Annotated in this window: 24 protein-coding genes; 11 read left to right on the top strand and 13 right to left on the bottom strand. The window is 73.1% G+C overall.

Going from position 1 to position 26374, the window contains the following annotated elements:
* The first annotated feature begins 682 nt into the window (after positions 1–682).
* The gene (trpS, locus tag ACH4MY_RS08560) at positions 683–1681 is read left to right on the top strand and encodes a tryptophan--tRNA ligase (protein ID WP_397999334.1); all 999 of its coding nucleotides are present in this window, start codon (positions 683–685) and stop codon (positions 1679–1681) included.
* Here the strand turns inward: trpS and ACH4MY_RS08555 are convergent.
* Positions 1648–2661: a GlxA family transcriptional regulator gene (locus ACH4MY_RS08555; protein WP_397999438.1), complete on the bottom strand. Its 1014-nt coding sequence runs from the start codon at positions 2659–2661 to the stop codon at positions 1648–1650. The genes trpS and ACH4MY_RS08555 overlap by 34 nt on opposite strands.
* Positions 2662–2745: 84 nt before the next feature.
* Here ACH4MY_RS08555 and ACH4MY_RS08550 point away from each other — a divergent pair, with 84 nt between their 5' ends.
* A complete protein-coding gene (locus ACH4MY_RS08550; RefSeq protein WP_397999331.1) occupies positions 2746–3342 on the top strand; it encodes a cysteine hydrolase family protein in 597 nt (198 codons plus the stop codon).
* Between the two features lie 115 nt (positions 3343–3457).
* Here ACH4MY_RS08550 and proC read toward each other — a convergent pair whose 3' ends face one another.
* From proC to ACH4MY_RS08520, 6 genes are all read right to left on the bottom strand, one after another.
* The gene (gene proC / locus ACH4MY_RS08545; protein WP_397999328.1) at positions 3458–4267 is read right to left on the bottom strand and encodes a pyrroline-5-carboxylate reductase; all 810 of its coding nucleotides are present in this window, start codon (positions 4265–4267) and stop codon (positions 3458–3460) included.
* 85 nt (positions 4268–4352) lie between these two features.
* The gene (locus ACH4MY_RS08540) at positions 4353–5090 is read right to left on the bottom strand and encodes an ABC transporter permease (RefSeq protein ID WP_397999325.1); all 738 of its coding nucleotides are present in this window, start codon (positions 5088–5090) and stop codon (positions 4353–4355) included.
* Entirely contained in the window at positions 5087–5953 is an 867-nt protein-coding gene (locus ACH4MY_RS08535) for an ABC transporter ATP-binding protein (RefSeq protein ID WP_397999322.1), read from the bottom strand. The genes ACH4MY_RS08540 and ACH4MY_RS08535 overlap by 4 nt, the downstream gene beginning before the upstream one ends.
* Positions 5954–6037: 84 nt before the next feature.
* On the bottom strand, positions 6038–7141 hold the full coding sequence (locus ACH4MY_RS08530; protein WP_397999321.1) for an NAD(P)/FAD-dependent oxidoreductase: 1104 nt from the start codon (positions 7139–7141) through the stop codon (positions 6038–6040).
* A gap of 128 nt (positions 7142–7269) precedes the next feature.
* The gene (locus ACH4MY_RS08525) at positions 7270–7797 is read right to left on the bottom strand and encodes a hypothetical protein (protein ID WP_397999318.1); all 528 of its coding nucleotides are present in this window, start codon (positions 7795–7797) and stop codon (positions 7270–7272) included.
* Positions 7798–7842: 45 nt separating this feature from the next.
* The gene (locus ACH4MY_RS08520) at positions 7843–8154 is read right to left on the bottom strand and encodes an SH3 domain-containing protein (RefSeq protein ID WP_397999315.1); all 312 of its coding nucleotides are present in this window, start codon (positions 8152–8154) and stop codon (positions 7843–7845) included.
* Between the two features lie 157 nt (positions 8155–8311).
* On the opposite strand from ACH4MY_RS08520, the gene ACH4MY_RS08515 reads away from it, so the two are divergent.
* The gene (locus ACH4MY_RS08515; RefSeq protein ID WP_397999313.1) at positions 8312–10498 is read left to right on the top strand and encodes a PQQ-binding-like beta-propeller repeat protein; all 2187 of its coding nucleotides are present in this window, start codon (positions 8312–8314) and stop codon (positions 10496–10498) included.
* A 164-nt stretch (positions 10499–10662) separates the two neighbouring features.
* Here the strand turns inward: ACH4MY_RS08515 and ilvD are convergent, their stop codons facing one another.
* From ilvD to ACH4MY_RS08495, 4 genes are all read right to left on the bottom strand, one after another.
* Positions 10663–12516 carry a dihydroxy-acid dehydratase gene (gene ilvD, locus ACH4MY_RS08510; protein ID WP_397999310.1) on the bottom strand — a complete coding sequence of 618 codons (1854 nt, stop codon included), beginning with the start codon at positions 12514–12516 and terminating at the stop codon, positions 10663–10665.
* A gap of 191 nt (positions 12517–12707) precedes the next feature.
* The gene (locus tag ACH4MY_RS08505; protein ID WP_397999307.1) at positions 12708–13319 is read right to left on the bottom strand and encodes a TetR family transcriptional regulator; all 612 of its coding nucleotides are present in this window, start codon (positions 13317–13319) and stop codon (positions 12708–12710) included.
* A complete protein-coding gene (locus tag ACH4MY_RS08500) occupies positions 13316–14152 on the bottom strand; it encodes a sugar phosphate isomerase/epimerase family protein (protein WP_397999304.1) in 837 nt (278 codons plus the stop codon). The genes ACH4MY_RS08505 and ACH4MY_RS08500 overlap by 4 nt, the downstream gene beginning before the upstream one ends.
* Before the next feature lie 294 nt (positions 14153–14446).
* Positions 14447–15379: a Ppx/GppA family phosphatase gene (locus ACH4MY_RS08495; RefSeq protein ID WP_397999303.1), complete on the bottom strand. Its 933-nt coding sequence runs from the start codon at positions 15377–15379 to the stop codon at positions 14447–14449.
* 173 nt (positions 15380–15552) lie between these two features.
* On the opposite strand from ACH4MY_RS08495, the gene ACH4MY_RS08490 reads away from it, so the two are divergent.
* Positions 15553–16341, top strand: a complete 789-nt coding sequence (locus ACH4MY_RS08490; RefSeq protein ID WP_397999435.1) for a hypothetical protein — start codon at positions 15553–15555, stop codon at positions 16339–16341.
* 24 nt (positions 16342–16365) lie between these two features.
* Here ACH4MY_RS08490 and ACH4MY_RS08485 read toward each other — a convergent pair whose 3' ends face one another.
* Positions 16366–18153, bottom strand: a complete 1788-nt coding sequence (locus ACH4MY_RS08485; RefSeq protein WP_397999300.1) for a hypothetical protein — start codon at positions 18151–18153, stop codon at positions 16366–16368.
* Between the two features lie 172 nt (positions 18154–18325).
* Here ACH4MY_RS08485 and radA point away from each other — a divergent pair, with 172 nt between their 5' ends.
* Both radA and disA read left to right on the top strand, forming a co-directional pair.
* On the top strand, positions 18326–19729 hold the full coding sequence (gene radA, locus ACH4MY_RS08480; protein ID WP_397999297.1) for a DNA repair protein RadA: 1404 nt from the start codon (positions 18326–18328) through the stop codon (positions 19727–19729).
* A gap of 234 nt (positions 19730–19963) precedes the next feature.
* Positions 19964–21088: a DNA integrity scanning diadenylate cyclase DisA gene (gene disA, locus ACH4MY_RS08475; protein WP_056569600.1), complete on the top strand. Its 1125-nt coding sequence runs from the start codon at positions 19964–19966 to the stop codon at positions 21086–21088.
* Between the two features lie 145 nt (positions 21089–21233).
* Here disA and ACH4MY_RS08470 read toward each other — a convergent pair whose 3' ends face one another.
* Positions 21234–22088, bottom strand: a complete 855-nt coding sequence (locus tag ACH4MY_RS08470) for a hypothetical protein (protein WP_397999294.1) — start codon at positions 22086–22088, stop codon at positions 21234–21236.
* A 247-nt stretch (positions 22089–22335) separates the two neighbouring features.
* On the opposite strand from ACH4MY_RS08470, the gene ACH4MY_RS08465 reads away from it, so the two are divergent.
* The 5 genes from ACH4MY_RS08465 to cseB all read left to right on the top strand — a co-directional run bounded on the left by ACH4MY_RS08465 (position 22336) and on the right by cseB (position 26369).
* Positions 22336–23007 carry a phosphatase PAP2 family protein gene (locus tag ACH4MY_RS08465; protein WP_397999292.1) on the top strand — a complete coding sequence of 224 codons (672 nt, stop codon included), beginning with the start codon at positions 22336–22338 and terminating at the stop codon, positions 23005–23007.
* 32 nt (positions 23008–23039) lie between these two features.
* Positions 23040–23984 carry an A/G-specific adenine glycosylase gene (locus ACH4MY_RS08460; protein ID WP_397999289.1) on the top strand — a complete coding sequence of 315 codons (945 nt, stop codon included), beginning with the start codon at positions 23040–23042 and terminating at the stop codon, positions 23982–23984.
* Positions 23985–24235: 251 nt separating this feature from the next.
* Positions 24236–24808, top strand: a complete 573-nt coding sequence (locus tag ACH4MY_RS08455; RefSeq protein ID WP_397999287.1) for a SigE family RNA polymerase sigma factor — start codon at positions 24236–24238, stop codon at positions 24806–24808.
* Positions 24796–25572: a hypothetical protein gene (locus ACH4MY_RS08450; protein WP_397999284.1), complete on the top strand. Its 777-nt coding sequence runs from the start codon at positions 24796–24798 to the stop codon at positions 25570–25572. The genes ACH4MY_RS08455 and ACH4MY_RS08450 overlap by 13 nt, the downstream gene beginning before the upstream one ends.
* 95 nt (positions 25573–25667) lie before the next feature.
* On the top strand, positions 25668–26369 hold the full coding sequence (gene cseB / locus ACH4MY_RS08445; protein ID WP_397999281.1) for a two-component system response regulator CseB: 702 nt from the start codon (positions 25668–25670) through the stop codon (positions 26367–26369).
* Positions 26370–26374: the final 5 nt, after the last annotated feature.

The following is a 26374-nucleotide window of genomic DNA, read 5'->3' as shown; positions in this document are numbered from 1 at the left end:
ATCTGGCGTTGATTTTTGGCACGCTGTTGAGTTCTCAAGGAACGGACGCTTCCTTTGTACTCACCCTCTCGGGCTTTCCTCCGGGCTTCCCTTCGGTATTTCGTGTTTCCGACTCTATCAGATCTTTCCGACCCGATTTCCTCGGTGCTTTCCGGTCCCTTTCGCTTTCGCTCCGGGCCCTTCCTGCGTTTCCGACTCTATCAGATCCTTTCGGCGTCTGACCCCCAGTCAGCGGGGTTTGTCTTTCCGGCTGTTGGGCCGTTCCGACGAGTGAGACTTTAGCGGATTCCCTGCCTCCGACGCTAATCGGGCGGCTGCGTCCGGGGTTCGAACGCGGATTCCTCATTTCGCAAAAACGCACGGAAAGCAGAATGGCGCGGCAAAGCACCATCGGCTTCTGTGGATCTTGCGGGATGGCTGTCCGGGGCCGACCGGGGTCGGTGCTCACGTCGGACAACTCGGAGAACCTTACGGATCCGTCAATCCCGTGTCAACCCCGGTCTGCGGGCGTAGCCTCTGCGTATGACTACGCGTGCGCACACCACCCAGTGGTGGGCCGCCTGACGGCGGCCCGCACTCGCGCATGCACCACGCGGCCGCCTCCTCGGCGGCCGTTCGCGTATCCCCCTCCGGGAACCTGGCCGCCGGGTCGGCGCCCAGGAGAAGAGGGAGAACGAACGCGATGACGAGGATCTTCAGCGGGGTCAAGCCGACCGGGCATCTGACGCTGGGCAACTACCTCGGGGCCGTACGGCGGTGGGTCGAGGTCGATCAGCATCGGGCGGAGGCGCTGTTCAGCGTCGTGGACCTGCACGCACTGACCGTGGAGCACGATCCGGCGCGGGTGCGGCGGCTCAGCCGGCAGGCGGCGACCCTGCTCCTGGCCGCGGGGCTCGACCCTGAGCTCTGCACCCTGTTCGTGCAGAGCCATGTGGACGAGCACGCGCGGCTCTCGTATCTGCTGGAGTGCACGGCCACGGACGGCGAGCTGCGGCGGATGATCCAGTACAGGGAGAAGAGCGTCCTGGCTCGGGCGGCGGGGCACAGCGTGCGGCTGTCGCTGCTGACGTATCCGGTGCTGATGGCGGCGGACATCCTGGCGTACGGGGCCGACGAGGTGCCGGTGGGTGAGGACCAGACTCAGCATGTGGAGCTGACCCGGGATCTGGCTGTTCGGTTCAACCAGCGGTACGGGCACACGTTCACCGTGCCGCGGGCGACGCGGCCCGAGGTGGCGGCGCGGGTCATGGACCTTCAGGACCCCACGTCGAAGATGGGGAAGTCGCACGCGAACGGGGCCGGGATCGTCTATCTGCTCGACGACGCGGAGACCGTGCGGCGGAAGATCATGCGGGCCGTGACCGACAGCGGGCGGGACGTGGAGTACGACCGGGACGCCAGGCCGGGGATCGCGAATCTGCTCGATCTGATGGCGGCCGCGACGGGTGGGAACCCCGAGGCGCTGGCCGGTGTATATGAATCGTACGGATCGTTGAAGAAGGACACGGCGGACGCGGTCGTCGAGCTGCTGAGGCCCCTGCGGGAGCGGCATGCCGAGCTCGCGGCGGATCCCGGCCATGTGGATCAGGTGCTACGGGACGGGGCCCGGCGGGCCCGGGAGACGGCTCGGCCCTTGGTGGACCGGGCCTATCGGGCGATCGGGCTGTTGCCCGCCGGGTGACGGAACGCGTTGCGGTAGTCGCGTGGGCTGGTGGCGAGGTGCGAGGCGAAGTGCTGGCGCATCGTGACCTCGCTGCCGAAGCCCGCGCGGCGGGCCACCTCGGGGAGGGGGTGGTCGGTGAGTTCGAGGAGTTTCTGGGCGGCGGCGACGCGCTGGGTGATGAGCCAGTGCAGGGGGGTGGTTCCGGTGGTTGCTTGGAAGTGGCGGGCGAAGGAGCGCGGGGACATGCCGGCGCGGGCGGCGAGTGTCGCGACGGTGTGGGGCTCGTCGAGGTGGGCGAGGGCGTGGGCGCGGACGTCCGCGAGGGCGTCGGCGTCGCGGTCGGCGCGGGGGGTGGGGTGCTCGATGAACTGGGCCTGGGTGCCGGTGCGGAAAGGGGCGGTGACCATCGCGCGGGCGATGGCGGCGGCGGCTTCGGCTCCGTGGGCCGTGCGGACGAGGTGGAGGCAGAGGTCGATACCGGCGGCCGTGCCGGCCGAGGTCCAGACGCCGGTGTCCTCGACGAAGAGGGCGTCGGGTTCGACCCGGATCGAGGGGTGGCGGTCGGCCAGGGTCCGGGCCAGGTGCCAGTGGGTGACGGCGCGGCGCCCGTCGAGGAGTCCGGCGCGGGCGAGGACGAAGGCGCCGGCGCAGAGGGAGGCGACGGGGGTGCCCGCGGTGTGGGCGCGGCGGAGGGCTTCGAGGACGGGGGCCGGGAGGTCGGCGTCGGGGTCTTCGATGCCGGGGACGAGGACCAGGTCCGTGGGGGTGAGGTCGTCGAGCCAGGTGAGTGGGCGGTCGGGGGTGAGGGTGAGACCGCCGCGCAGGGGGACGGGGGTGTCCGGGTCGGCGGCGGCTCTGCGGAGTTCGAAGGGCGGCACGCCGCGGAGCGTGCGGTCGCTGCCCCAGACCTCGGTGATGACGGAGACGTCGAAGGCGCGGATGCCGGGGAAGGAGAGGAGCGCGATGCGTTGGGGGTGGGGCGCGGGGGTCGACGGCATATGTGACATGGCTGGCAGTAAATCATCGATCGCTGTCATTCAACCCTCTGGGAGTGCGGGTCCGTCGGCGGCAGCATCGTGGGTATGGAGATCGCAGAGAACGCAGCGCTGGTTGTCATCGACGTACAGAAGGGCTTCGAGGAGGAGTTCTGGGGGAAGCGGAACAACCCGGCCGCCGAGGAGAACATCGCGGCTCTGATCGACCTGTGGCAGGAGACGGGCCGGCCGGTCGTCTTCGTGCGGCACGACTCGCTGGAGGGCTCGCGCTCGCCGCTGCGGACGGGGTACGAGGGCAACGACTTCAAGGACTTCGTCGAGGAGCGGCGCGGGAAGGGCGACGGTCCGGAGCTGCTGGTGACGAAGAGCGTGAACTCGGCCTTCTACGGAGAGCCGTCGCTGGACGGGTGGCTGTCCGGGCAGGACATCACGCAGATCGTGATCGTCGGCATCCAGACGAACATGTGCAACGAGACGACGGCGCGGATGGGCGGGAACCTCGGGTACGAGGTGGTGTTCCCGCTGGACGCGATGCACACGTTCGACCTGGAGGGGCCGTTCGGCTGGTCGCGGAGCGCCGATGAGCTGACGCAGGCGACGGCGGTGTCCCTGCACGGGGGACGGTTCGCGAAGGTCGTGTCGACGGAGGACGTGGTGCGGGCGGTGTCCGCCGGGGTCCGGTGACCCCGGCGGGAGGCGGGGCGGCCGGGTGTCCTGTGGCCCCGGTGCCCTGTGCCCGGGCGTCCTGCCTCCGGGCGTCCTGTGGCCGGGGCTCCGGGGTGTCCGGGCGGCCTCGGTGTCAGCTGTTGCCGGAGGCGAGTTCGCGGCTGCGGTCGCGGGCGGCTTCGAGGGCAGCGATGAGGGCGGCGCGGACGCCGTGGTTCTCCAGCTCGCGGATGGCGCTGATGGTGGTGCCGGCCGGGGAGGTGACGGCCTCGCGGAGCTTGACCGGGTGTTCGCCGCTGTCGCGGAGCATCACGGCGGCGCCGATGGCGGCCTGGACGATGAGGTCGTGGGCCTGGGCGCGGGGCAGGCCGAGGAGGATGCCGGCGTCGGTCATGGCCTCGACGAGGAAGTAGAAGTACGCGGGGCCGGAGCCGGAGAGGGCGGTGGCGGCGTCCTGCTGGGACTCGGGGACGCGGAGGGTCTTGCCGACGCCGCCGAAGATCTCCTCGGTGTGGGCGAGGTGCGCCTGGGTGGCGTGGCTGCCGGCCGAGATGACGGACATGCCCTCGTCGACCAGGACGGGGGTGTTGGGCATGACGCGGACGACGGGGGTGCCGGTGGTGAGGCGCTCCTCGATGAAGGAGGTGGGGATGCCGGCGGCGGCGCTGATGACCAGGCGGTCGGCGGTGACGTGCGGGGCGAGTTCGTCGAGGAGCCGGCCCATGTCCTGGGGCTTGACGGCCAGGATGAGGGTGTCGGCGCGCTTGGCGGCCTCGGCGTTGGTGACGGTCTCGACGCCGTAGCGGGCGCGGAGCTCCTCGGCGCGCTCGGCGCGGCGGGCGGTGACCAGGAGGTTCGCGGGGCGCCAGCCGGCGCGGATCATGCCGCTGAGGAGCGCTTCACCGATCTTGCCGGTGCCGAGGACTGCGACGGTCTGGGTCATGGCTCTGTTCACCTCGCCGGAGGGGGGTACGTGTGGTCATCCTCGCACCGGTGGGCGGGGCGGTGTGCGGGTGTCCGAGGGGCGGTCACGCGGTGCGGCGTCGGAGGGTGGCCGCGCCGAGGCCGAGGACGAGGAGGGCGCAGCCTGCGACGACGAGGGCGTCGCGGACGAAGTCGCCGGTGATCTCGGGGTGGTGGAGGACCTGGTTCATGCCGTCGACGGCGTACGACATGGGCAGGACGTCGGAGATCGCTTCGAGGGCGGGAGCCATCCGGTCGCGTGGGGTGAAGAGGCCGCAGAGCAGCAGCTGGGGGAAGATCACGGCCGGCATGAACTGGACGGCCTGGAACTCGGAGGCGGCGAAGGCGGAGACGAAGAGGCCGAGGGCGGTGCCGAGGAGGGCGTCGAGGAGGGCGACCAGGAGGAGGAGCCAGGGGGAGCCGATGACGTCGAGGCCGAGGAACCAGACGGCGAGGCCGGTGGCGAGGGTGGACTGGACGACGGCGAGGAGGCCGAAGGCGAGGGCGTAGCCGGCGATGAGGTCGGCCTTGCCGAGGGGCATGGCGAGGAGGCGTTCGAGGGTGCCGGAGGTGCGTTCGCGGAGGGTGGCGATGGAGGTCACCAGGAACATCGTGATGAGCGGGAAGATGCCGAGCAGCGAGGCTCCGATGTTGTCGAAGGTGCCCGGGCTCCCGTCGAAGACGTAGCGCAGCAGGAAGAGCATGACGCAGGGCACGAGGAGCATCAGGGCGATCGAGCGCGGGTCGTGGCGGAGCTGACGCAGGACGCGGGCGGCGGTGGCGAGGGTGCGGGCGGGGCTCATGACCGGGGCTCCTCGTGGGCGGCTCGGGCGGCGGCGGCGTCGACGAGGTGGAGGAAGGCCTCTTCGACGGTGGGGGTGTCGTTCCGTCGGCGGAGGGCCTCGGGGGTGTCGTCGGCGAGGATCTCGCCCTCGCGCATGAGGAGGAGCCGGTGGCAGCGTTCGGCCTCGTCCATCACGTGGGAGGAGACGAGGAGGGTGGTGCCCCGGTCGGCGGCGATCTGGTGGAAGAGGTTCCAGAGGTCGCGGCGGAGGACGGGGTCGAGGCCGACGGTGGGTTCGTCGAGGACGAGGAGTTCCGGGGTGCCGAGGAGGGCGACGGCGAGGGAGACCCTGCTGCGCTGGCCGCCGGAGAGCCGGCCGGCGAGGGAGTCGGCGTGGGAGGTGAGGTCGACGTCGTCGACGGCGCGGTCGACGACGGTGCGGCGCTCCTGGCGGTGGGCGCGGCCGGGGAGCAGGACGGCGGCGAAGTAGTCGAGGTTCTGTCGGACGGTGAGGTCGTCGTAGACGGAGGGGGCCTGGGTGACGTAGCCGATGCGGGAGCGGAGGGTGGGGTCGCCGGCGGGGCGGCCGAGGACCTGGAGGGTGCCGTCGACCTTGGCCTGGGTGCCGACGATGGCGCGCATGAGGGTGGATTTGCCGCAGCCGGAGGGGCCGAGGAGGCCGGTGATGCGGCCGGCGGGGACGGTGAAGTCGAGGCCGCGCAGGACGGTGCGGTCGCCGCGGAGGACGGTGAGGCCGTGCGCGGCGACGGCTGTGGTGGTTGAGCCGGTTGCGCCGTCGGTCGCTTCGGCTGCGGCTGCGGCCGGGGGCGTGGACTCGGGCGTGGCGTGGTCGGCGGCCTCACCCGCCGAGCAATTCATCATGCGATGAATAGTCCTCCCGGCGGTACCGGCCGTCAAGCGCCCGGGGGCCGTCGGCATACCCCGGCGGCCCCGGAAGGGGAAAGGTCAGTGGCGGTGGGCCGACCGGCGGATGAACCACGTCGCGCCGCGTACCACCAGTTCCTTGAAGGCGGCCGCCGGGCGGCCGGTGAGGAGGCGGTCACGGGGCGAGTCGTCCGGGCGGACGAACTGGATGAGCCCGTCGTGGCGGCCGAGGCTGATGCACTGGAAGTGGTACCCGAAGCCGAAGGGCTCGGGCGCCTCGCCGCGCAGGTCACGCGCGATCGACTTGGCCGTGTGCATGCCCGTGGGCAGCGCGGTGGCGCATGCCATCCGGAGCTCACCGCCGGCGTCCGGGGCGGCGGCCGCGCCCGCGTCGCCCGGGACGTAGATCTCCGGGTGGGAGACCGAGCGCAGCGAGGAGTCGACGGCGACCCGGCCCGAGGGGGCGAGGGTGAGGCCGCCGCCGGCGGCGAGCTCGGCGTTGGGGACGAGGGACGCGGCCCACACGACGACGTCCGCGTCGACCTCGTCCGGGGCCCCGACCCTGCGGCCCTCCTCGACGTGGACGCCGCGGGCCTGGAGGACCCGGTGGACATGGGCCGCTCCGCGCGGGGAGAGCCCGGCGCCCACCCGGCCGCCGGAGAGGAGGCGTACCGAGGTGCCGAGCGGGCGGTAGGTCTCGGCGAGTTCGGTGGCCATCTCGATGCCGGTGAGGCCGCCGCCGACGACGGTGACCGTGCCGGGGCGGTCCCGCAGGTGCTTGTGCAGCGCGTCGGCGGACTCCGCCGTGTACGCGCGGGGGTCGCCCGTCGTGGCGGGCAGGGCGGTGCGGCTTCCGAGGGCGTAGACCAGCCGGTCGTACGGGAGGCGCCGGCCGTCGTCCGTGGTGACCACGCGGGCCTCCGGGTCGAGGGCGGTGGCGCGGGCCGGGACGTGCTCGATGCCGGTGCGGTGGAGGAAGCCGGAGAGCGGGTGGGTGACGTCGGGGCGGCCCGCCGCGCGCTCGTGGAGCCGTACGCGCTCGGTGAAGTGGTCCGCCGGGTCGACCAGGGTCACCTGGGCGTGCGGGCCGAGCCGGAGGGCGGTCATGAGCCCCGCGTATCCCGCGCCGAGGACGAGAACGCGGTGGGCGGGGTGGCCGGGGCGGTGCTGCGGTGTCGTCTTCATGCAAGGGGGACGGCGCAGCCCCCTCGAGGTGTGACATCGAGGGGGCTGCGGGCGTGTGAGGTGCGGCACAGGGGGGCGGCCGCGGTTCAGGGACCGAGGCGGGTCGGCTCGGGGAAGGCCGCGCGCCCCTACGTGCGCTTGGGCTTCTTGCGGGCGGCCGGGTTGCCCGTACGGGTTCCGCGGCGCTTCTCGAACTGGGTGCGGGCCGTCTCGTACTCCTCGCGGCGCAGCTTCTCGCCGGGTGCCTCGACGAAGCAGCGGACGCAGTAGGCGAGGAGCGAGCCGATGAAGCCGATCGCCTTGAGGCTGCGCAGGGACTCCTCGCGGGCCGGGTCCGCGGGCCTGCGGAGGAAGCCCTCCCAGGTCTTGCGGAAGGCGATGGCGCTGCAGACCGCGAACATGAGGACGACCAGCATGTTGACGATGCCGCCGACGTCCGCGATCTCCAGGCCCTGGTAGGCGAAGCGCAGGACGAAGCAGGCCGCGACGGCGGCGGCGAGCGAGCCGGCGGCCAGGCCGGCGCGGCGCGGCGTGTAGGCGCCGCTGTGGTCGACCCAGGTCGTACCGAAGAAGCGGATCTCCTCGGGCTGGGGCCCGGGAGGGGTCCCACCGGGGGTGCCGCCGGTCGTGCGGGGGGTCTGCTCGTCGTCGCTCACGAGGTCGATTATCCCCGGGTGTCCCCGGGGACGACGGACACGACGTCAGGCGCAGCGCGGTGCGACGAAGCCGTCGCTGCCCGTGTGCACGTACGCGTCGGAGATGTACTCGCCCGGCGCTATGTTGTCCCAGATCCGGGTGGTGCCGTACGGGCCGCTGATCCACTCGCCGTACTTCTGGCAGGCGATCGCCACCGTGGCGCCCAGGGGCAGTGCCCGGACGATCGGGTACTGGGTGCTCGGGCCCGAGCGCACGTTGACGCGGTAGCCCGGCGCGACCGCGTAGCGCGTCGCGGCGGTGGCCGTCGTCGTCACCGCGGCCTCCGTCTCCGTGGCCTTGTTCTGGTCCGTGTCCATGGTGTCCTCCCCCTTGGCGCAAAAGCGCTCCGCCGAGTTTCACTCTCCGCGACGCGCAGGCTAGCAAGCCCCGCCGACATCGTGGGGGCCATGGACTAGGCTCCGTCGGGTCGCGCACGTGAGCGCGTGGTGACGGGGAATCACACGGGGGTGGGCGATGCCACCGTTGCGCGGTACCGGCGCGGACCGGGAAGCGGAGGGGCCCGAATACGCGGGCGACTACCGTCTCCAGGCATGCCTGGGCGCCGGTGGCATGGGGGTCGTGCACCTGGCGGCCTCCGCCTCGGGGCTCCGGCTCGCGGTCAAGGTCGTGCACGCACGGTATGCGGAGGACCCCGAGTTCAGGGCACGTTTCCGCCAGGAGGTCGCGGCCGCCAGGCGGGTCAGCGGGGCCTTCACCGCGCCGGTCGTCGACGCCGACCCCGATGCCGTACGCCCCTGGATGGCGACCCTCTACGTCCCCGGCCCCACCCTCGCCGACCAGGTGAAACGGAACGGCCCCCTGGCCCCGGCCGCGCTGCGCCGGCTCACCGCGGGACTCGCGGAGGCCCTGCGCGACATCCACCGCGCCGGTGTCGTCCACCGCGACCTCAAGCCCAGCAACGTCCTGCTCACCGACACCGGCCCCAAGGTCATCGACTTCGGCATCTCCCGGCCCGTCGACAGTGATCTGCACACCGAGACCGGCAAGCTCATCGGCTCCCCGCCGTTCATGGCGCCCGAGCAGTTCCAGCGGCCGCGCGAGGTGGGACCCGCGGCGGACGTCTTCGCGCTCGGCTCGGTCCTGGTGCACGCGGCGACCGGGCACGGCCCGTTCGACTCCGACAGCCCGTACATCGTGGCGTACCAGGTCGTCCACGACGAGCCGGATCTGACGGGGGTGCCGGCGGAGCTGGCGCCGCTGGTGGCGCGCTGCCTCGCCAAGGAGCCCACCGAGCGGCCGACCCCGGCCCAGATCATGTCGGCGCTGCTGCCGCCCTCGTACGCGGCGGAGGCGTTCATACCGGCGCAGCGGCGGCGGCCCTCCCTGCCGTACGGCGACGAGGACGCGGCGCACGGCAGGCCCGCGCCCTCCCCTTCGTGGGACGCGGACACGCCGGTACGGGCCACGGCGCCCGCCGTGCCCCGCCGGGGGTCACGGCTCGGCCGGGTGCGGCTGCGGCCGCGCCTGACGATCGCCGTCGCCGCCGCGCTCGCGCTGACCGGGGCCGGTCTGTACGCGGCGCTCACTCCCCCGGCGAGCCGTGGACCCGAGACGCCCACCCACCCGGACAAGGTGGCCACCGCCTTCGCCGGCTGGCAGACCACGCTCCAGAAGCACGGCCCCACCGCCGCGCCCGCGTGCGCGCACACCGGGGGCGCGCTGTACTGCTCGGCCCGGGGCGTCGGCCTCACCCGGCTCGACCCCGTGACGGGGCGCGTCCTCTGGTCGGTGACCGCGCCGGTCAAGGCGGAGTCCCCGGTCGCGCCGTTCCTCCTCGCCGACGGCCTGGTCGGCGCCGCCGCTCCGACGGAGCCGCTGAAGGCGTACGGGGCCGCCGACGGCGCCCCCGGCTGGACCGCCGGCGGGAAGCTCCCCGAGCTGTACCGGCCGGCCGGCTCCGCCGTGGTCCTGTCCGACGGGCGGGGCGGGATCCGGGCCGTCGACAGCCGCGGCGGGAACGAGCTCTGGCGGCACCGCCTGGCCGGCTTCGGGGTCCCGCACACGGGGCCGTACGACGCCCCGTCCGGACTGCTCGTCGTGTCCGAGACCTCGCCCGACGGGTCGCACACCCGGGTCGGCGAGATCCACCCGCGGACCGGCGAGGTCGCCTGGCAGCGGAACCTGGACGGCGAGCTCGACCCGCTGGGCCGCACCGGCGACGGCACGCTGCTCCTCGCCTCCCGCTACCAGGCCTCGCTGGTCGACGCCCTGGTCCTTTCGGCCCCCGGCGGCGGCGCCGTGCGCCGGCTGTCGCTGCCGTACCGGATCGACGTCCGGGGGGTCGCCGTGCGCGGCTCGGTCGTCCACATCCTCGACGCGAACGGGCACCTCACCGCCTTCGACACGGCGGCGCCGAAGGGGCGGGTCCTGTGGGAGCTGGAGACGGCCGCGGGGAACGTGTCGGAGCCGGTCATCGGCCCCGACGACCGGCTGTACTTCGCCGTCCAGGACGGACGGCTGCTCGCCGTCGACACCGCGCGCGGGGCGCTGATCGGCCAGACCCGGCCGCGCATGCTCAACGGCCGGCTCGAGTACGCGCCGCTGGTGCCCGCGCCGCTGGTCGCCGGGGACCGGGTGTTCGGGACGGCGCCGGACGGCTCTGTCTTCGCGGTGGACGCGCGCGATCCCGCGGCCTGGTGACGTCCCGGCCGGTCCACGCGGGCGCGTGGCCGGGCCCGGCCCCGTACGTACAGCCCCGTACAGACGGCGAAAGGGGAGCGGGCATGGTGCCTGCTCCCCTTTCGGTGTCGGACTCCGGTGCCGGACTCCGGTGCCGCGCGCCGTCGGAAGGGCGCGCGCCGGGCTCAGCCCAGCTTCGTCACGTCCCGGACCGCGCCCTTGTCGGCACTGGTCGCCATCGCGGCGTAGGCGCGCAGGGCGGCCGACACCTTGCGCTCACGGTTCTTCGGCGCGTACACGCCGTTCAGCGCCTCCCGGCGGGCGGCCAGGGTGGCCTCGTCGACGAGGAGCTCGATCGAGCGGTTCGGGATGTCGATCCGGACCCGGTCGCCGTCCTCGACGAGGGCGATGGTGCCGCCCGAGGCCGCCTCCGGCGAGGCGTGGCCGATGGACAGGCCCGACGTACCGCCCGAGAAGCGTCCGTCGGTGACCAGCGCACAGGTCTTGCCCAGGCCACGGCCCTTGAGGAAGGAGGTCGGGTAGAGCATCTCCTGCATGCCGGGACCGCCGCGCGGGCCCTCGTAGCGGATGACGACCACGTCGCCGTGCGTGATCTGCTTGTTCAGGATCTTCTCGACGGCCTCGTCCTGCGACTCGCAGACCACGGCCGGGCCCTCGAAGGTCCAGATCGACTCGTCGACGCCGGCCGTCTTGACGACGCAGCCGTCGACCGCGAGGTTGCCGCGCAGGACGGCGAGGCCGCCGTCCTTCGAGTACGCGTGGGCCGCGTCGCGGATGCAGCCCTCGGCGGCGTCCACGTCGAGCGCCTCCCAGCGCTCGGACTGCGAGAAGGCGGTGGCCGAGCGGACGCAGCCGGGGGCCGCGTGCCACAGCTCGACGGCCTCCTCGGAGGGGGAGCCGCCGCGCACGTCCCAGGCGTCCAGCCACTCCTTGACGGAGCGGGAGTGGACGGAGTGGACGTCCTCGTTGAGGAGGCCCGCGCGGTAGAGCTCGCCGAGGATGGCGGGGATGCCGCCGGCCCGGTGCACGTCCTCCATGTAGTACGTGCGGTCCTTGGCGACGTTCGGCGCGACCTTGGCCAGGCAGGGGACCCGGCGGGAGACCTCGTCCATGTCGGTCAGGCCGTAGTCGAGCTCGGCCTCCTGGGCGGCGGCGAGGAGGTGCAGGATCGTGTTGGTCGAGCCGCCCATGGCGATGTCGAGGGCCATGGCGTTCTCGAAGGCGGCGCGGGTCGCGATCGAGCGCGGCAGGACGGAGTCGTCGTCCTCGTCGTAGTAGCGCCGGGTGATGTCGACGACCGTGCGGGCGGCGTTCTCGTAGAGCGCCTTGCGGCCGGTGTGGGTGGCGAGCAGCGAGCCGTTGCCGGGGAGGGAGAGCCCCATCGCCTCGGTCAGGCAGTTCATCGAGTTGGCGGTGAACATGCCGGAACAGGAGCCGCAGGTCGGACAGGCGTTCTCCTCGATGCGGAGGATGTCCTCGTCCGAGATGTTCGGGTTCACTGCGTCGGAGATCGCGTCGACCAGGTCGAGCGTGCGGACCGTGCCGTCGACCAGGGTCGCGCGGCCGGACTCCATCGGGCCGCCGGAGACGAAGACCGTCGGGATGTTGAGGCGCAGGGCGGCCATCAGCATGCCGGGGGTGATCTTGTCGCAGTTGGAGATGCAGATCAGGGCGTCGGCGCAGTGCGCCTCGACCATGTACTCCACGCTGTCCGCGATCAGGTCGCGGGAGGGAAGGGAGTACAGCATGCCGCCGTGGCCCATCGCGATGCCGTCGTCGACGGCGATCGTGTTGAACTCGCGCGGGATGGCCCCGGCGGCCGTGATGGCCTCGGAGACGATCCGGCCGACGGGCTGGAGGTGGGTGTGGCCCGGGACGAACTCCGTGAAGGAGTTGGCGACCGCGATGATCGGCTTCCGGCCGATGTCCGCGCCGGGTACACCGGAGGCGCGCATAAGGGCGCGTGCGCCCGCCATGTTGCGGCCGTGGGTGACTGTGCGGGACCTCAGCTCGGGCATCGTCGCTCGCTCCTCGTGACGGGTGTGCTTGCATTCGAGCGTACGCCGATGCTCCAAGATCTGGACAGGGTGTCCGCATGGCGGACGGGCTGTTCAGCTTTCGGTCGCCGGCCGCTCGGCGGCCCCGGGCCTCGGTGAGGCGGCGCGCCCCCGGCCGACCGGGCCTCGGCGAGGCACCGGGCGCCGGGGAATCAGGCCTCGGTGAGGTAGCGCTGGAGAGTCGGGGCCACCATCTCCACGATCTTCTCCGGGTCCGCCGAGGCCATCGGCTCGACCTGGATCACATACCGCATGATCGCGATCCCGATCATGTGGGAGGCCGCCAGCTCCGCGCGGAACTTCGGGTCCGGTACGTCGAGCTCGTCCGCGATCCGCTCCAGGAGCCGCCGCAGCACGAAGGTCCGCAGCACCTTCGCCGCCGCCTCGTGCGTCAGCGCGGAGCGGACGATCGCGAGGAGCGGGGCGCGGCTGACCGGGTTCTCCCAGACACCGATGAAGAAGCGGGCGAGCCGCTCCCCGATGGTCTCCCGCGGGCCGCCGACGATCGCCGGGACGACGGTCGCCGGCTCGAAGGAGACCTCGATCGCCGCCGCGAAGACCTCGTCCTTCGTGCCGAAGTAGTGGTGGACGAGGGCCGGGTCGACCCCGGCGGCCTTGGCGATGCCGCGGACCGAGGTCTTGTCGTAGCCCCGCTCGGCGAACTGGGCGCGGGCCGCCTCCAGGATGCGTTCCCGTGCGCCCGGTCCGGTCTCCTCCTCGGTACGGGAGGGGCGGCCGCGTCGGCGCGGGGCCGGTTCGGTCACGGCCGCGGGACCCGGGACGGGCGGGTCGCCGCCGAGGCCAGATGGAGCCGGGTGAACGCCAGGGCCTCCGCGAGGTCGGCCTCGCGTTCGGCGGCTGACATCGCGCGGCGGGTGTTGACCTCGATGACGACATGGCCGTCGAAGCCGGTGAGCGCGAGGCGCTCCAGGAGCTCGGCGCAGGGCTGTGTGCCGCGCCCCGGGACGAGGTGCTCGTCCTTGGCGGACCCCTTGCCGTCGGCGAGGTGGACGTGGCCGAGGCGGTCGCCCATGCGGTCGATCATCGCGAGGGCGTCGGTGCGGGCGGTCGCGGTGTGCGAGAGGTCGACGGTGAAGTGCCGGTAGTCGTCCTTGGTGACGTCCCACTCGGGGGCGTACGCGAGCATCTCGCGGTCCTTGTACCGCCACGGGTACATGTTCTCGACGGCGAACCGCACGTCGGTCTCGTCCGCCATCCGCCAGATGCCGGTGACGAAGTCCTTGGCGTACTGGCGCTGCCAGCGGAACGGCGGGTGCACGACGACCGTCGACGCGCCGAGCCGTTCGGCCGCCGACTGAGCGCGCCGGAGCTTGACCCACGGGTCGGTGGACCAGACGCGCTGGGTGATGAGGAGGCAGGGGGCGTGCACGGCCAGGATCGGGACCTGGTGGTAGTCGGAGAGCCTGCGCAGTGCCTCGACGTCCTGGCTGACCGGATCGGTCCATACCATGACCTCGACACCGTCGTAGCCGAGGCGCGCGGCGATCTCGAAGGCCGTCGCCGTCGACTCCGGATAGACCGAGGCCGTCGACAGGGCGACCTTCGCATCCGGGATGCGCACCACTGGTTCTGCCACGGGGACAGGGTACGGGGCCTGCCGGGGGGCCGGGGGGTGGTTCCGGTCACGCCGGGACCCGTCGCCCGCCGTCACGGGCGCGGGGAGCGGGCGCGGGGAACGGGCGACCGGGGTACGCGCGCGTGGACGGCGATCGGTGTCACACGCGGGTGGACACGCGCGGGTGGAACCGGACGACCGGGGTACGCGGGCGGGGACCCGGCCGGTGGGACGCGGGCGGCTGGACGCGGGCGGCGGCCGGGGCCGGGAGTACGCGTGGCGGCGGAACGGGGGCGGGTTTCCCCGTACGTCCGCCTACTCCTCCGGCAGGTGGTCCAGGCGGCGCAGGATGACGCCCTCGCGCAGGGCCCAGGGGCAGATCTCCAGCTCCTCCACCCCCAGCAGGTCCATCGCGCCCTCCGCGACGAGCGCGCCCGCGAGGAGCTGTCCGGCGCGGCCCTCCGAGACGCCCGGCAGGGCCGCGCGCTCGGGCGTGGTCATCCCCGCGAGGCGCGGGACCCACTCCTCCAGGGACTTGCGGGTCAGGATCCGCTCGACGTAGAGGCCCTCCCCCGAGCCGGGGGCGCCGGCGATCCTGGCCAGCTGCTTGAAGGTCTTGGAGGTGGCCACCACGTGGTCGGGGCGGCCGGCGCGGCTGAACTCTCCGACCGTACGGGCGATCTGCGCGCGCACATGGCGGCGGAGCGCCTTCACGTCGGCGCTGTCGGCCGGGTCGCCCGGCAGCCAGCCGGCGGTCAGCCGCCCCGCGCCGAGCGGCAGGGAGACCGCCGTGTCGGGGTCCTCGTCGATGCCGTACGCGACTTCGAGGGAGCCGCCCCCGATGTCGAGGAGGAGGAGCTTGCCCGCGGACCAGCCGAACCAGCGGCGGGCGGCGAGGAAGGTGAGCCGGGCCTCCTCCTCGCCGGTGAGGACCTGGAGGTCGACCCCGGTCTCGTCCTTCACGCGCGCGAGGACGGCGTCGGCGTTGCTGGCCTCGCGGACCGCGGAGGTCGCGAACGGGAGGACCTCCTCGCAGCCCTTGTCCTCGGCGGCCAGCAGCGCGTCCCGGACCGTCGCGATGAGCCGCTCGACGCCGTGCGGCGCGATCGCACCCCGCTCGTCGAGGAGTTCGGCGAGCCGGAGCTCCGCCTTGTGGGAATGGGCGGGCAGCGGCCGGGCGCCGGGGTGGGCGTCCACCACGAGGAAGTGCGCCGTGTTCGAACCGACGTCGAGGACTCCGAGTCTCATGGACGGAACGCTACTGCGCCCACCCGCATACGCTTGGTGTTGTGCCAAAGACGAAAAAGGCGAAGCCGGACAAAGACAGCGGCGACGACACGGGTGTGTCGGCCGTGACGGGCGTGACGGCCGACAAGGCCGCGAAGCCCGCCAGGGCGGGCAAGGCCGAGAAGGCCGACAAGATCGCGAAGAGCGTCAAGAAGCGAGGCAGGAACGTGGAGCCGGACGAGAAGGGCCTCGACTTCGCGCGCGCGTGGGTCGAGTTTCCCGACCCGGCCGACGAGGAGCAGATCTTCCGCTGCGACCTGACCTGGCTGACCTCGCGCTGGACGTGTGTCTTCGGCAGCGGCTGCCAGGGCATCCAGGCGGGCCGGGCGGACGACGGCTGCTGCACCCTGGGCGCGCACTTCTCCGACGAGGACGACGAGAAGCGGGTCGCGACGCACGTGGCACGCCTCACCCCGGAGCTGTGGCAGTTCCACGATGTCGGTACGGAGTCGGGCTGGACCCAGCTCGACGAGGACGGCGACCGGCAGACCCGCCGCTGGCAGGGCTCCTGCATCTTCCAGAACCGTCCCGGGTTCGCGGGCGGGGCGGGCTGCTCTCTGCACATCCTGGCCCTGCGGGAGGGCAAGGAGCCGCTGGAGACCAAGCCGGACGTCTGCTGGCAGCTGCCGGTGCGGCGCACGTACGACTGGATCGACCGTCCCGACGACACCCGGGTCCTCCAGGTGTCGATCGGCGAGTACGACCGCCGGGGCTGGGGTCCCGGCGGCCACGACCTGCACTGGTGGTGCACCTCGGCCACGTCGGCGCACGGGGCCGGGGAGCCGGTCTACGTCTCGTACCGGCCCGAGCTCACCGAGATGATGGGCAAGGAGGCGTACGAGGTCCTCGCCGGGCTGTGCGAGGCCCGGCTCTCCTCGCAGCTGCCGCTGGTGGCCCCGCATCCGGCCGACCCGAAGGTCTGAGGCCTCCGGGCCGCCCGGGCCCGCTCAGGAGGACGGCGGCGGGGGCTCCTCCGTCGCCGGCGGCGGTGTGGTCGGTTCCGGCGAGCCCGGGTCCGTCGTGGTCGGAGGCGGTTCCTCCGTGGTCGGCGGCGGGGTCGTCGGCTCCGTGGTCGGCGGACTCGTCGGCGGAGTGGTCGGCTCCGTCGTCGTCGGCGGTTCCTCCGTGGTCGGCGGCGGGGTCGTCGGCTCCGTGGTCGGGGGACTCGTCGGCGGAGTGGTCGGCTCCGTCGTCGTCGGCGGCGGGGTGACCGGATCGACGACGGGCGGCGGCGACGCCTGTCCGCGCCCGCCGATCCGCACCACCGCGCCCGAGGGGTTCACCCCGATCCGGGCGCTCCACGCGCCGTACGGCTCCCGGCCGTGGTCGACGCGGACGGCGACGGTGACCGTCTCGCCAGGGCGGAGCGTGCCGGAGGCCCGGCTCACGTACAGCCAGGGCGCGTCCGTCCACAGCGACCAGTCGACGGGGGAACCGCCGGCGGCGGTGAGGGTGAGCAGCGTCAGGTCGCCGTGGCCGCGCGCGGCGACCGTGATCCAGCCGGGGGCCGCCTCGCCGGGCCCGGCCTGCTCCGTGGGGCCACCGGGGCTGAGTACCTCGACGGAGACGTCGGGGGCGCGGCTGCCCCGGGTGAAGCGGGGTTCGGGGGTGGTGCGGGCGTTGCCCGCGTTCTCGTACCGGTCGTACGGGCGTCCGTCCGGGCCCACCGGTTCGTCCGCCTCGCGCGCGCTGACCCGGGATCCGTCGTGGGCGCTCGTGTCGGCGACCGGGGCGCCCCGGTAGGAGGTCCACAGGGCGAGGACGGGCGCGGCGACCACGGCCGCGACGACGGTGGTGGTCACCGCGCGGGCCCGCATCCGGTCGCGGCGGGCCACGTGGTCCTTCGGGTCCATGGGGAAGCCGGTCGGTGAGAAGCGCGGGGCCCCGGCACGCGCGCGGGGGACGTGCAGCATCGCCATGTAGGCGGCGGCCCTGGGTGCCTCGACGAGCGGCAGCCCGGTCTGCGGCAGGGATCCGGCGCCGGGCCAGGGGCCGGTGGCGCCCACGCGCTCGGCGGCGCGCCGGCAGCGGGGGCAGTCGTCGACGTGCCGGACGAGTTCGGCGCGCAGGGCGGCCGAGAGGAGCACCTGGTGGTCGCCGGTGAGCCGGGCGACGGTGGGGCAGCTGCCGGTGTCGACGACGGCGAGGGCGGCGCGGGTGCGTTCGACCTCGCAGCCGGCGGTGGCGAGGAGCTCGCGGGCGGCGAGCGGGTCGAGGGAGAGCACGGCGGCGACCTGACGGTGGCTGAGGCCGTGCCGTACGGCCAGTTCGAGGGCCTCGCGCTGCTCGGGTGTGGTGCCGGCGGCCTCGGGCCAGGCGAGCTGGGCGAGTTCGGCGCGGCGGCGCTCGGCGGTCTCCTCGGGGACCCGGGGCGGCTCGGGCGCGGTGACGGCGGGGCGGCCGGTGTGGGCGCCCTGGCGCCTGCGGCGCTGTTCGCCGAGGCTGCGCAGACAGGCCCAGCGGGCGAGGGCGTACAGCCAGGCCGTACGGCCGTCCTCGTCGGCGGGGCAGCGGCCGTGGTGGCGCTCGGCGACGGCGAGGACGTCGCCGAGGACGGCGGTGGCCGTGTCGTGGTCGCAGAGCACGGAGAGGCAGTACGTGAAGAGGCCGTCGAGGGCGGCCTCGTAGCGGGCGGGGGGCCGCTGGCCGAGCGTGCGCGGTCCCTGGTCCGTGGCGCGGTGCGCCCGGTGTGCGCCGGTGGTGCGTGCGGGGGATTCCAGCCTGCTGCTCGTCACCGGTCGACCGTAGGCAGCGCGGGGGGCACTTTTCGTACCGGTCGTGTTCTTCTCATTCTTACGGGTGAAGGTATCGCTCGAAAGGGGACAGGAACCGGGCATTCCGGAGACCGGCGGGGGCCGGACGGCGGCTCGGGGCCCGCTGTCGGTGGGGGCCGCTACGGTGGGCGACATGGCTGCCCGTACGAAATCGACCAAGGACCGGCCGTCCTACCGCTGCACCGAGTGCGGCTGGCAGACGGCCAAGTGGCTCGGCCGCTGTCCCGAGTGCCAGGCCTGGGGGACGGTCGAGGAGTACGGCGCGCCCGCCGTCCGCACGACCGCCGCGGGCCGGGTCTCCACCGCCGCCGTCCCCATCGGCCAGGTCGACGGCCGGCAGGCGACCGCCCGCTCCACCGGTGTCGACGAGCTCGACCGGGTCCTCGGCGGGGGGCTGGTGCCCGGCGCCGTCGTGCTGCTCGCGGGCGAGCCCGGTGTCGGCAAGTCCACGCTGCTGCTCGACGTGGCGGCCAAGGCCGCGAGCGACGAGCACCGCACGCTCTATGTGACGGGCGAGGAGTCCGCGAGCCAGGTCCGGCTGCGCGCCGACCGGATCAACGCACTGAGCGACCATCTGTATCTGGCGGCCGAGACCGATCTCTCGGCCGTCCTCGGGCATCTGGACGCCGTGAAGCCCTCGCTGCTGATCATGGACTCGGTGCAGACCGTCGCCTCCCCCGAGATCGACGGCGCACCCGGCGGCATGGCCCAGGTCCGCGAGGTCGCGGGCGCCCTCATCCGGGTCTCGAAGGAGCGCGGCATGTCCACGCTCCTCGTCGGCCATGTCACCAAGGACGGGGCCATCGCCGGCCCCCGGCTCCTGGAGCACCTGGTCGACGTCGTCCTGAGCTTCGAGGGCGACCGGCACGCGCGCCTGCGGCTGGTCCGCGGCGTCAAGAACCGGTACGGGGCGACCGACGAGGTCGGCTGCTTCGAGCTGCACGACGAGGGCATCACGGGGCTGGCGGACCCGTCCGGGCTCTTCCTGACCCGGCGTGACGTGGCCGTGCCGGGCACCTGTCTGACGGTCACCCTGGAGGGCCGCCGGCCGCTCGTCGCCGAGGTCCAGTCGCTGACGGTGGACTCCCAGATCCCCTCCCCGCGCCGGACCGTATCGGGTCTGGAGACCTCCAGGGTCTCGATGATGCTGGCGGTCCTGGAGCAGCGCGGCCGGATCAGCGCGCTGGGCAAGCGCGACATCTACAGCGCGACCGTGGGCGGTGTCAGGCTGACCGAGCCCGCCGCCGACCTGGCGATCGCGCTCGCCCTGGCCTCCGCGGCGAGCGACACCCCGCTGCCGAAGAACCTCGTCGCGATCGGCGAGGTCGGGCTGGCGGGCGAGGTCCGGCGGGTGACGGGTGTCCAGCGCCGGCTGGCCGAGGCGCACCGGCTGGGCTTCACGCACGCGCTCGTCCCCACGGATCCGGGCCGGGTGCCGGCGGGCATGAAGGTGACGGAGGTCGCGGACATGGGCGACGCGCTGCGGGTCCTGCCGCGCAGCCGTCGCGCGAAGGCTCCGGAGGGCGGGCAGGGGTAGGGTCCCGGGACCCGGCGGGGTCCCCGGTTTCCGGCGCGGAGGACCGATCGGGCACGCTTCGCGCCCTGCGGGGTCTTCGCTCCGTACGCTTCGCAAAGACGCGGAGGGTTAGGCCGCGTCTGGGCGGGGAGCTCCCTTCGGACCACCCCCGATCGGTCGGGGGCGGAGGGCCGCGGGGTGGTGTCGCTAGACTTTGCCCTGGTCTCGCCCATCCGTACGAGCCGGAGGAGTGCAGTGGCAGCCAAGGACGGGGCAGCAGCTCCTGGAAAGTCCGGCGCGGGCTCCGGCAATGAAGCGCTCATGCGCGCCGCCCTGAGCGCGGTCGCGCCGGGCACCGCGCTGCGTGACGGCCTGGAGCGGATCCTCCGGGGCAACACGGGCGGTCTCATCGTGCTGGGCCTGGACAAGACGGTCGACTCGATGTGCACCGGCGGCTTCGTGCTGGATGTCGAGTTCGCCGCCACGCGTCTGCGCGAGCTGTGCAAGCTCGACGGCGCGCTCGTCCTCGACAAGGACATCACCAAGATCCACCGCGCGGGCGTGCAGCTGGTGCCGGACGCCTCCATCCCCACCGAGGAGACCGGCACCCGGCACCGCACGGCGGACCGGGTCTCCAAGCAGTGCAACTTCCCGGTCGTCTCCGTCTCCCAGTCGATGCGTCTGATCGCGCTGTACGTGGACGGTGAGCGCCGGGTACTGGAGGAGTCGGGCACGATCCTGTCCCGCGCCAATCAGGCACTCGCGACCCTGGAGCGGTACAAGCTCCGGCTCGACGAGGTGGCCGGCACGCTCTCCGCCCTGGAGATCGAGGACCTGGTCACGGTCAGGGACGTCACCGCCGTCGCGCAGCGTCTGGAGATGGTCCGCCGGATCGCCACCGAGATCGCCGAGTACGTGGTCGAGCTCGGGACGGACGGGCGGCTCCTCTCGCTCCAGCTCGACGAGCTGATCGCGGGTGTGGAGCCGGAGCGCGAGCTGGTGATCCGGGACTATGTGCCGGAGCCGACGGCCAAGCGCTCGCGGACGGTCGCGGAGGCGCTCACCGAGCTGGACGCGCTGACACACACCGAGCTGCTCGAACTTCCGGTCGTGGCGCGTGCGCTGGGGTACAGCGGTTCGCCCGAGACCCTCGACTCGGCGGTCTCGCCGCGGGGCTACCGGCTGCTCGCCAAGGTGCCGCGGCTGCCCGGGGCGATCATCGAGCGGCTGGTGGAGCACTTCGGCGGGCTGCAGAAGCTGCTCGCGGCCAGTGTGGACGACCTCCAGACCGTGGACGGCGTCGGCGAGGCGCGGGCCCGGAGCGTGCGCGAGGGCCTGTCCCGGCTGGCGGAGTCCTCGATCCTGGAGCGGTACGTCTGAGCCGGAGGTCCGGCTGAGCCGGAGGTACGTCCGAGCCGGAGGTAGGACCGAGCGGCGGTAGGGCCGAGCAGAGGTACGACTGAGCTGAGGTACGACTGAGCGGTACGTCCACGACGTACCGCTCAGTCACTTCTTCCCCGGACGGTCAGTCCTTGGCGAGCGTGAACGAGGCCGGGAGCACCTTGGCGCCCGGCATCGTCGCCTCCACGAGGTAGGTTCCGGGGCCGGCCTGGCCCGTCGGGGCGGTGGCGCACCGGGGTGCGCTCTGCCTGCGGTCCCATTCCACGGTGTGGGTGACGGTGGCGTGCGCGGGGACGCGGAGCAGGACCGGGTTGCCGGGGCGCGGGCAGTCCGCGGAGGACCAGATCTCGTCGTCCTGCTTGTCGCTGATCGTCAGCACCGCGCTGCGGGGACCGAAGTCGGCCTTGCAGGCGGCGTTCGAGGTGTTCTTGGCGACGAGGTGGAAGCGGGGCCTCTCCCCCGCCTCGTAGCTGACGTTGGCACTGCGGAGGGTCAACTGAAGCGCTCCGGGCGGACAGTTGGGGAGCGGGGAGTCGGCCGGGACCTGCTGTCCCGCTCCGGTGCCCGCACCTCCGTCGCCACCCGCTCCGTCGGTGTCGCCGTTCTTGCCGCCGCCGTCGGTGCCGGCTGCCGTGCCCGCGGTCGTACCGGCGTCGCCGCCCGCTCCCGCGTCCGTACCGGAGCCGCCGTCGCCGTTGCCGTCGCCGCCGGTGGTCTCGCCGGAGTCGCCCGACTCGTCGCGGCCGCCCGGCTGTTGGCTGATCGCCTCTCCGCTGCCGGAGGGGCCCGGGGTGATCGAGGGCGGGGTGGGAGAGGAGCCGTTGGCCGCGTCGTTCTGCTTCTTCCCGCCTCCGTCACCGGAGGTGACGGCCCAGACGGTGAGGAGTGCGAGAAGCGTCACCAGGCACGCCGCCACCGCCCTCCGTCGCCAGTAGATGGTGGAGGGAAGCGGCCCGACCGGATTGCGCAAAGATCCCACGACCCGAACCTTACGAGAGATCGGGCCCAACTCCCGCCCCACCCGCCGCTCCAGGCATCAAGTTTTGCCGATGATCACATCCGTCGGTTCCGGGAACTTTTCCCGGGACCGCGCCCGAACCCCGCGCGGCCCCGTCCGAAACCGGCGGGAACCGACGCGAATCGACGGACCCCTCACTTTCGTCGGGGGTCGCTCTGGCCGTTGGCCCGGGGCGGGGCACTCCGGATTCCGGTTAGCGTCGTGCACCATGAACACCCTCCTCGACCTCTCCGACCGGCTGTATCTCGATGTGGCCGACTTCGCCCACTCCACACCCCACTGGTTCCAGGTACTCGCCGAGGTCTGGACCGAGGCCGGACTCCTTCTTTTCGGCGTGCTGTTCCTGGCCGGCTGGTGGCGCTCCCGCGAGGGTTCGAGCCGGATGATGGCGCTCGCGCTGCTCGCCCCGCTCGCCACCGCCTTCGGATACGTGGTGAGCGAGGCGCTGAAGTCGCTGATCGACGAGGAACGCCCGTGCCGCGCGGTCGTCGGGGCGCCCGTCTCGCTCGTCACCTGCCCGCCGCACGGTGACTGGTCCTTCCCCAGCAACCACTCGGCCATCGCGGGAGCCGCCGCGATCGCGCTCGCCCTGTCCTGGCGCGGACTCGTCTGGCTGACCGTGCCGATGGCCCTGCTGATGGCGTTCTCCCGGGTCTTCGTCGGCGTGCACTACCCGCACGACGTGACCGTCGGTCTGCTCCTCGGCGGTCTGGTCGCCTTCCTCGTCATGCGGGCGGCGGTCCGGCCGGTGGGGACCCTGGTGGAGACGGCCAGGTCGAGCCGGAACGCGGCCGTGGTGTGGTGCGCGGGGCGCGGGCCCCGGGCACACGCCCCCGCGCACGCCGAGCGACCCCGGCGGGCGCGCCACGGCGCGTACTGATCACGTCCCGGACGTGCCAGGATCGGGGTGCCATGACTTCCATCGACGCGCCCCTCGCTTCCGAGGCCTCCGAAGCCCCCCGAGCCCCCGTTCTCCCGACGCCCCCCGCCGAACTGCACGGGCCCGTCCTCGCCTGGTTCGACCGGCACGCCCGTGACCTGCCCTGGCGCCGCCCCGAGGCCGGTGCCTGGGGCGTCATGGTCAGCGAGTTCATGCTCCAGCAGACCCCCGTCGTCCGGGTGCTCCCCGTGTACGAGCAGTGGCTCGCGCGCTGGCCGCGCCCGGCCGACCTGGCCGCCGACGCCTCCGGCGAGGCGGTCCGTGCCTGGGGCCGGCTCGGCTACCCGCGCCGTGCGCTGCGGCTGCACGCGGCGGCCGTCGCCATAACGGAACGGCACGGCGGCGACGTACCGAGCGACCACGGGCAGCTGCTCGCGCTGCCCGGCATCGGCGAGTACACGGCGGCGGCGGTGGCCTCCTTCGCGTACGGGCAGCGGCACGCGGTCCTGGACACCAATGTGCGCCGGGTCTTCGCCCGGGCGGCGACCGGCGTCCAGTATCCGCCGAACGCGACCACGGCCGCCGAGCGGCGGCTCGCCCGCGCGCTGCTGCCGGAGGACGAGGGGACGGCGTCCCGCTGGGCCGCCGCCTCGATGGAGCTGGGCGCGCTCGTGTGCACGGCGAAGAACGAGGACTGCACGCGCTGCCCGATCTCGGGGCAGTGCGCCTGGCGGCTCTCGGGGAAGCCGGCGCACGACGGCCCGCCGCGGCGCGGTCAGACGTACGCGGGGACCGACCGTCAGGTCCGGGGCCGGCTCCTCGCGGTGCTGCGGGAGTCCGCGGAACCGGTGGCGCAGGCGGTTCTGGACACGGTCTGGGACGAGCCGGTGCAGCGGGCCAGGGCCCTGGACGGTCTGGTCGCCGACGGTCTCGTCGAGCCGCTGGACGGCGGGCTCTACCGGCTGCCCGCGTCCTGAGGCCTTTCCCCGCCCCTCCGTCCCTTCCCGCGGCCCGGGCCGGCCTCTCTCCGCGACCCGGGCCGGCCCCGCCCCGCGTCCCGCTGCCCCTCCGGGGCCGCCGGCAATCGTCTCCTCCCCCGCTGTTACACAACCGATGGGTAGCCGTGCGTCCACCGACGGCTGCCCCGCACAACCCCGTGACAACCGCTCCGTAGCGTCGTCCACGACACGAGGAACAAAGCTGGTCACGGGGTTCGGAGGCGGTTCGGATGAGGCATGGCGAGGTGCTCGATTTCGAGGAGTACGTACGCACGCGGCAGGACGCACTGCTGCGCAGTGCACGTCGTCTCGTCGCCGACCCCGTCGACGCCCAGGACCTGCTCCAGACGGCCCTCGCCCGTACCTTCGGCCGCTGGGACGGCATCGCCGACAAGTCCCTGGCCGACGCCTACCTCCGCCGGGTCATGATCAACACCCGCACCGAGTGGTGGCGCTCCCGCAAGCTCGAAGAGGTGCCCACCGAGCAGCTCCCGGACGCCTGTGTCGACGACCCGACCGAGCAGCACGCCGACCGGGCCCTCCTCATGGACGTCCTGAAGGTGCTCGCGCCGAAGCAGCGCAGCGTCGTCGTCCTGCGTCACTGGGAACAGATGAGCACCGAGGAGACGGCGGCGGCGCTCGGCATGTCGACGGGTACGGTGAAGTCGACGCTCCACCGGGCGCTCGCCCGGCTCCGTCAGGAGCTGGAGAGCCGTGACCTCGACGCCCGTGCGTCGGGGCGGACCGGGCAGCGGACGACCGTACGAGGCGACGAACGGGGGCGGGAGCGGTGCGCGGCCTAGACGGCGAAGCCGACGGCAGAAGACACGACGGCGACGGCGGCACCGACAGCGGTGACGGCCCCGGCGGCGACGACCGGTACGGAACCGGGCGGCGCCGCCGGCGTCGTACCGCCAAGGCGGCGAGCATCACGGCGGCGGCCGGGCTCGTCGCCGTCGGGCTGTCCATGGTCGCCTGCTCCACAGGCGGCACCGGTTCCCGCGACGAGGGCGCGGCCGGCTCCCGTGAGACGGCCGCGACGGCCCCGAACCCCGCCCCCTCGTCCGACGGTGGGCAGCGGTCCGCCGACCGGGTGGATCCGATCGAGCTGCTCAAGGCCGATCCGAAGATCGGTGAGCGGCTCAAGACCGATCTGAAGCCGTGCGTCGCCGACGCGTACCCGGTGGACGCCTCCTACGGCAATCTCACCAACGCGCCCGCGCCCGACGTCGTCGTCAACGTGATGACCTGCGGCGACGCCGTCGGCATCGGCACCTACGTCTACCGGAAGCAGAACGACCGGTACGAGAACGTCTTCATGGCGGAGGACGCGGCGGTGTACGCGACGATCGACCGGGGCGAGCTCATCGTCACCAAGCAGGTGTACGCGAAGGGCGACCCGGTCGCGTACCCCTCGGGCGAGGACGTGATCACCTACCGCTGGTCGGGCAACAAGTTCACCCAGCACGACTGGGTCCACAACGACTACAGCCGGGCCGTCGGTGACGGCGGGGTCGGCGGCGCGGCCGTCGAGGAGCCCGCGCCGAGCGAGCCCGGCGCGAACTGAGCGGTGCCCGCCGGAGCCGTACACCAAAATCCGTGTCAGAGCCGTGGACCTCACGCACGCGGCAGCAGCAGCGCACAACCCGAAGGGCACGCACGATGGCCGAAACCCATGTCCTGTTCGTCGAGGACGACGACGTCATCCGTGAGGCCACCCAGCTCGCCCTGGAGCGGGACGGCTTCCGGGTCACCGCCATGCCCGACGGGCTCTCCGGCCTCGACGCCTTCCGCGCGCAGCGGCCGGACATCGCCCTGCTCGACGTGATGCTGCCCGGCATGGACGGGGTCAGCCTCTGCCGCCGGATCCGCGACGAGTCGACGGTGCCGGTGATCATGCTGTCGGCGCGCGCCGACTCGATCGACGTCGTCCTCGGCCTGGAGGCCGGGGCCGACGACTACGTCACCAAGCCCTTCGACGGCTCCGTCCTCATGGCCCGTATCCGCGCAGTCCTGCGCCGCTTCGGGCACGCGGGCGGCGGCGCCGGCGAGCAGGGGGACGGCGCCCCGGACGGCGGCGGGCTCCTCGTCTTCGGCGACCTGGAGGTCGACACCGAGGGCATGGAGGTCCGCAAGGGCGGGACGCCGGTCGCGCTGACCCCGACCGAGATGCGGCTGCTCCTGGAGTTCTCGTCCGCACCGGGCACCGTGCTCTCCCGGGACAAGCTCCTGGAGCGGGTCTGGGACTACGGCTGGGGCGGCGACACCCGGGTCGTCGACGTCCATGTGCAGCGGCTGCGCGCCAAGATCGGCCAGGACAGGATCGAGACGGTCCGCGGCTTCGGCTACAAGCTCAAGAGCTAGGGCGG

The organism is Streptomyces sp. NPDC017246 (assembly GCF_044331325.1).
Classification (GTDB): Bacteria; Actinomycetota; Actinomycetes; order Streptomycetales; family Streptomycetaceae; genus Streptomyces.
This window is presented reverse-complemented; position numbering and strand designations above follow the sequence as displayed.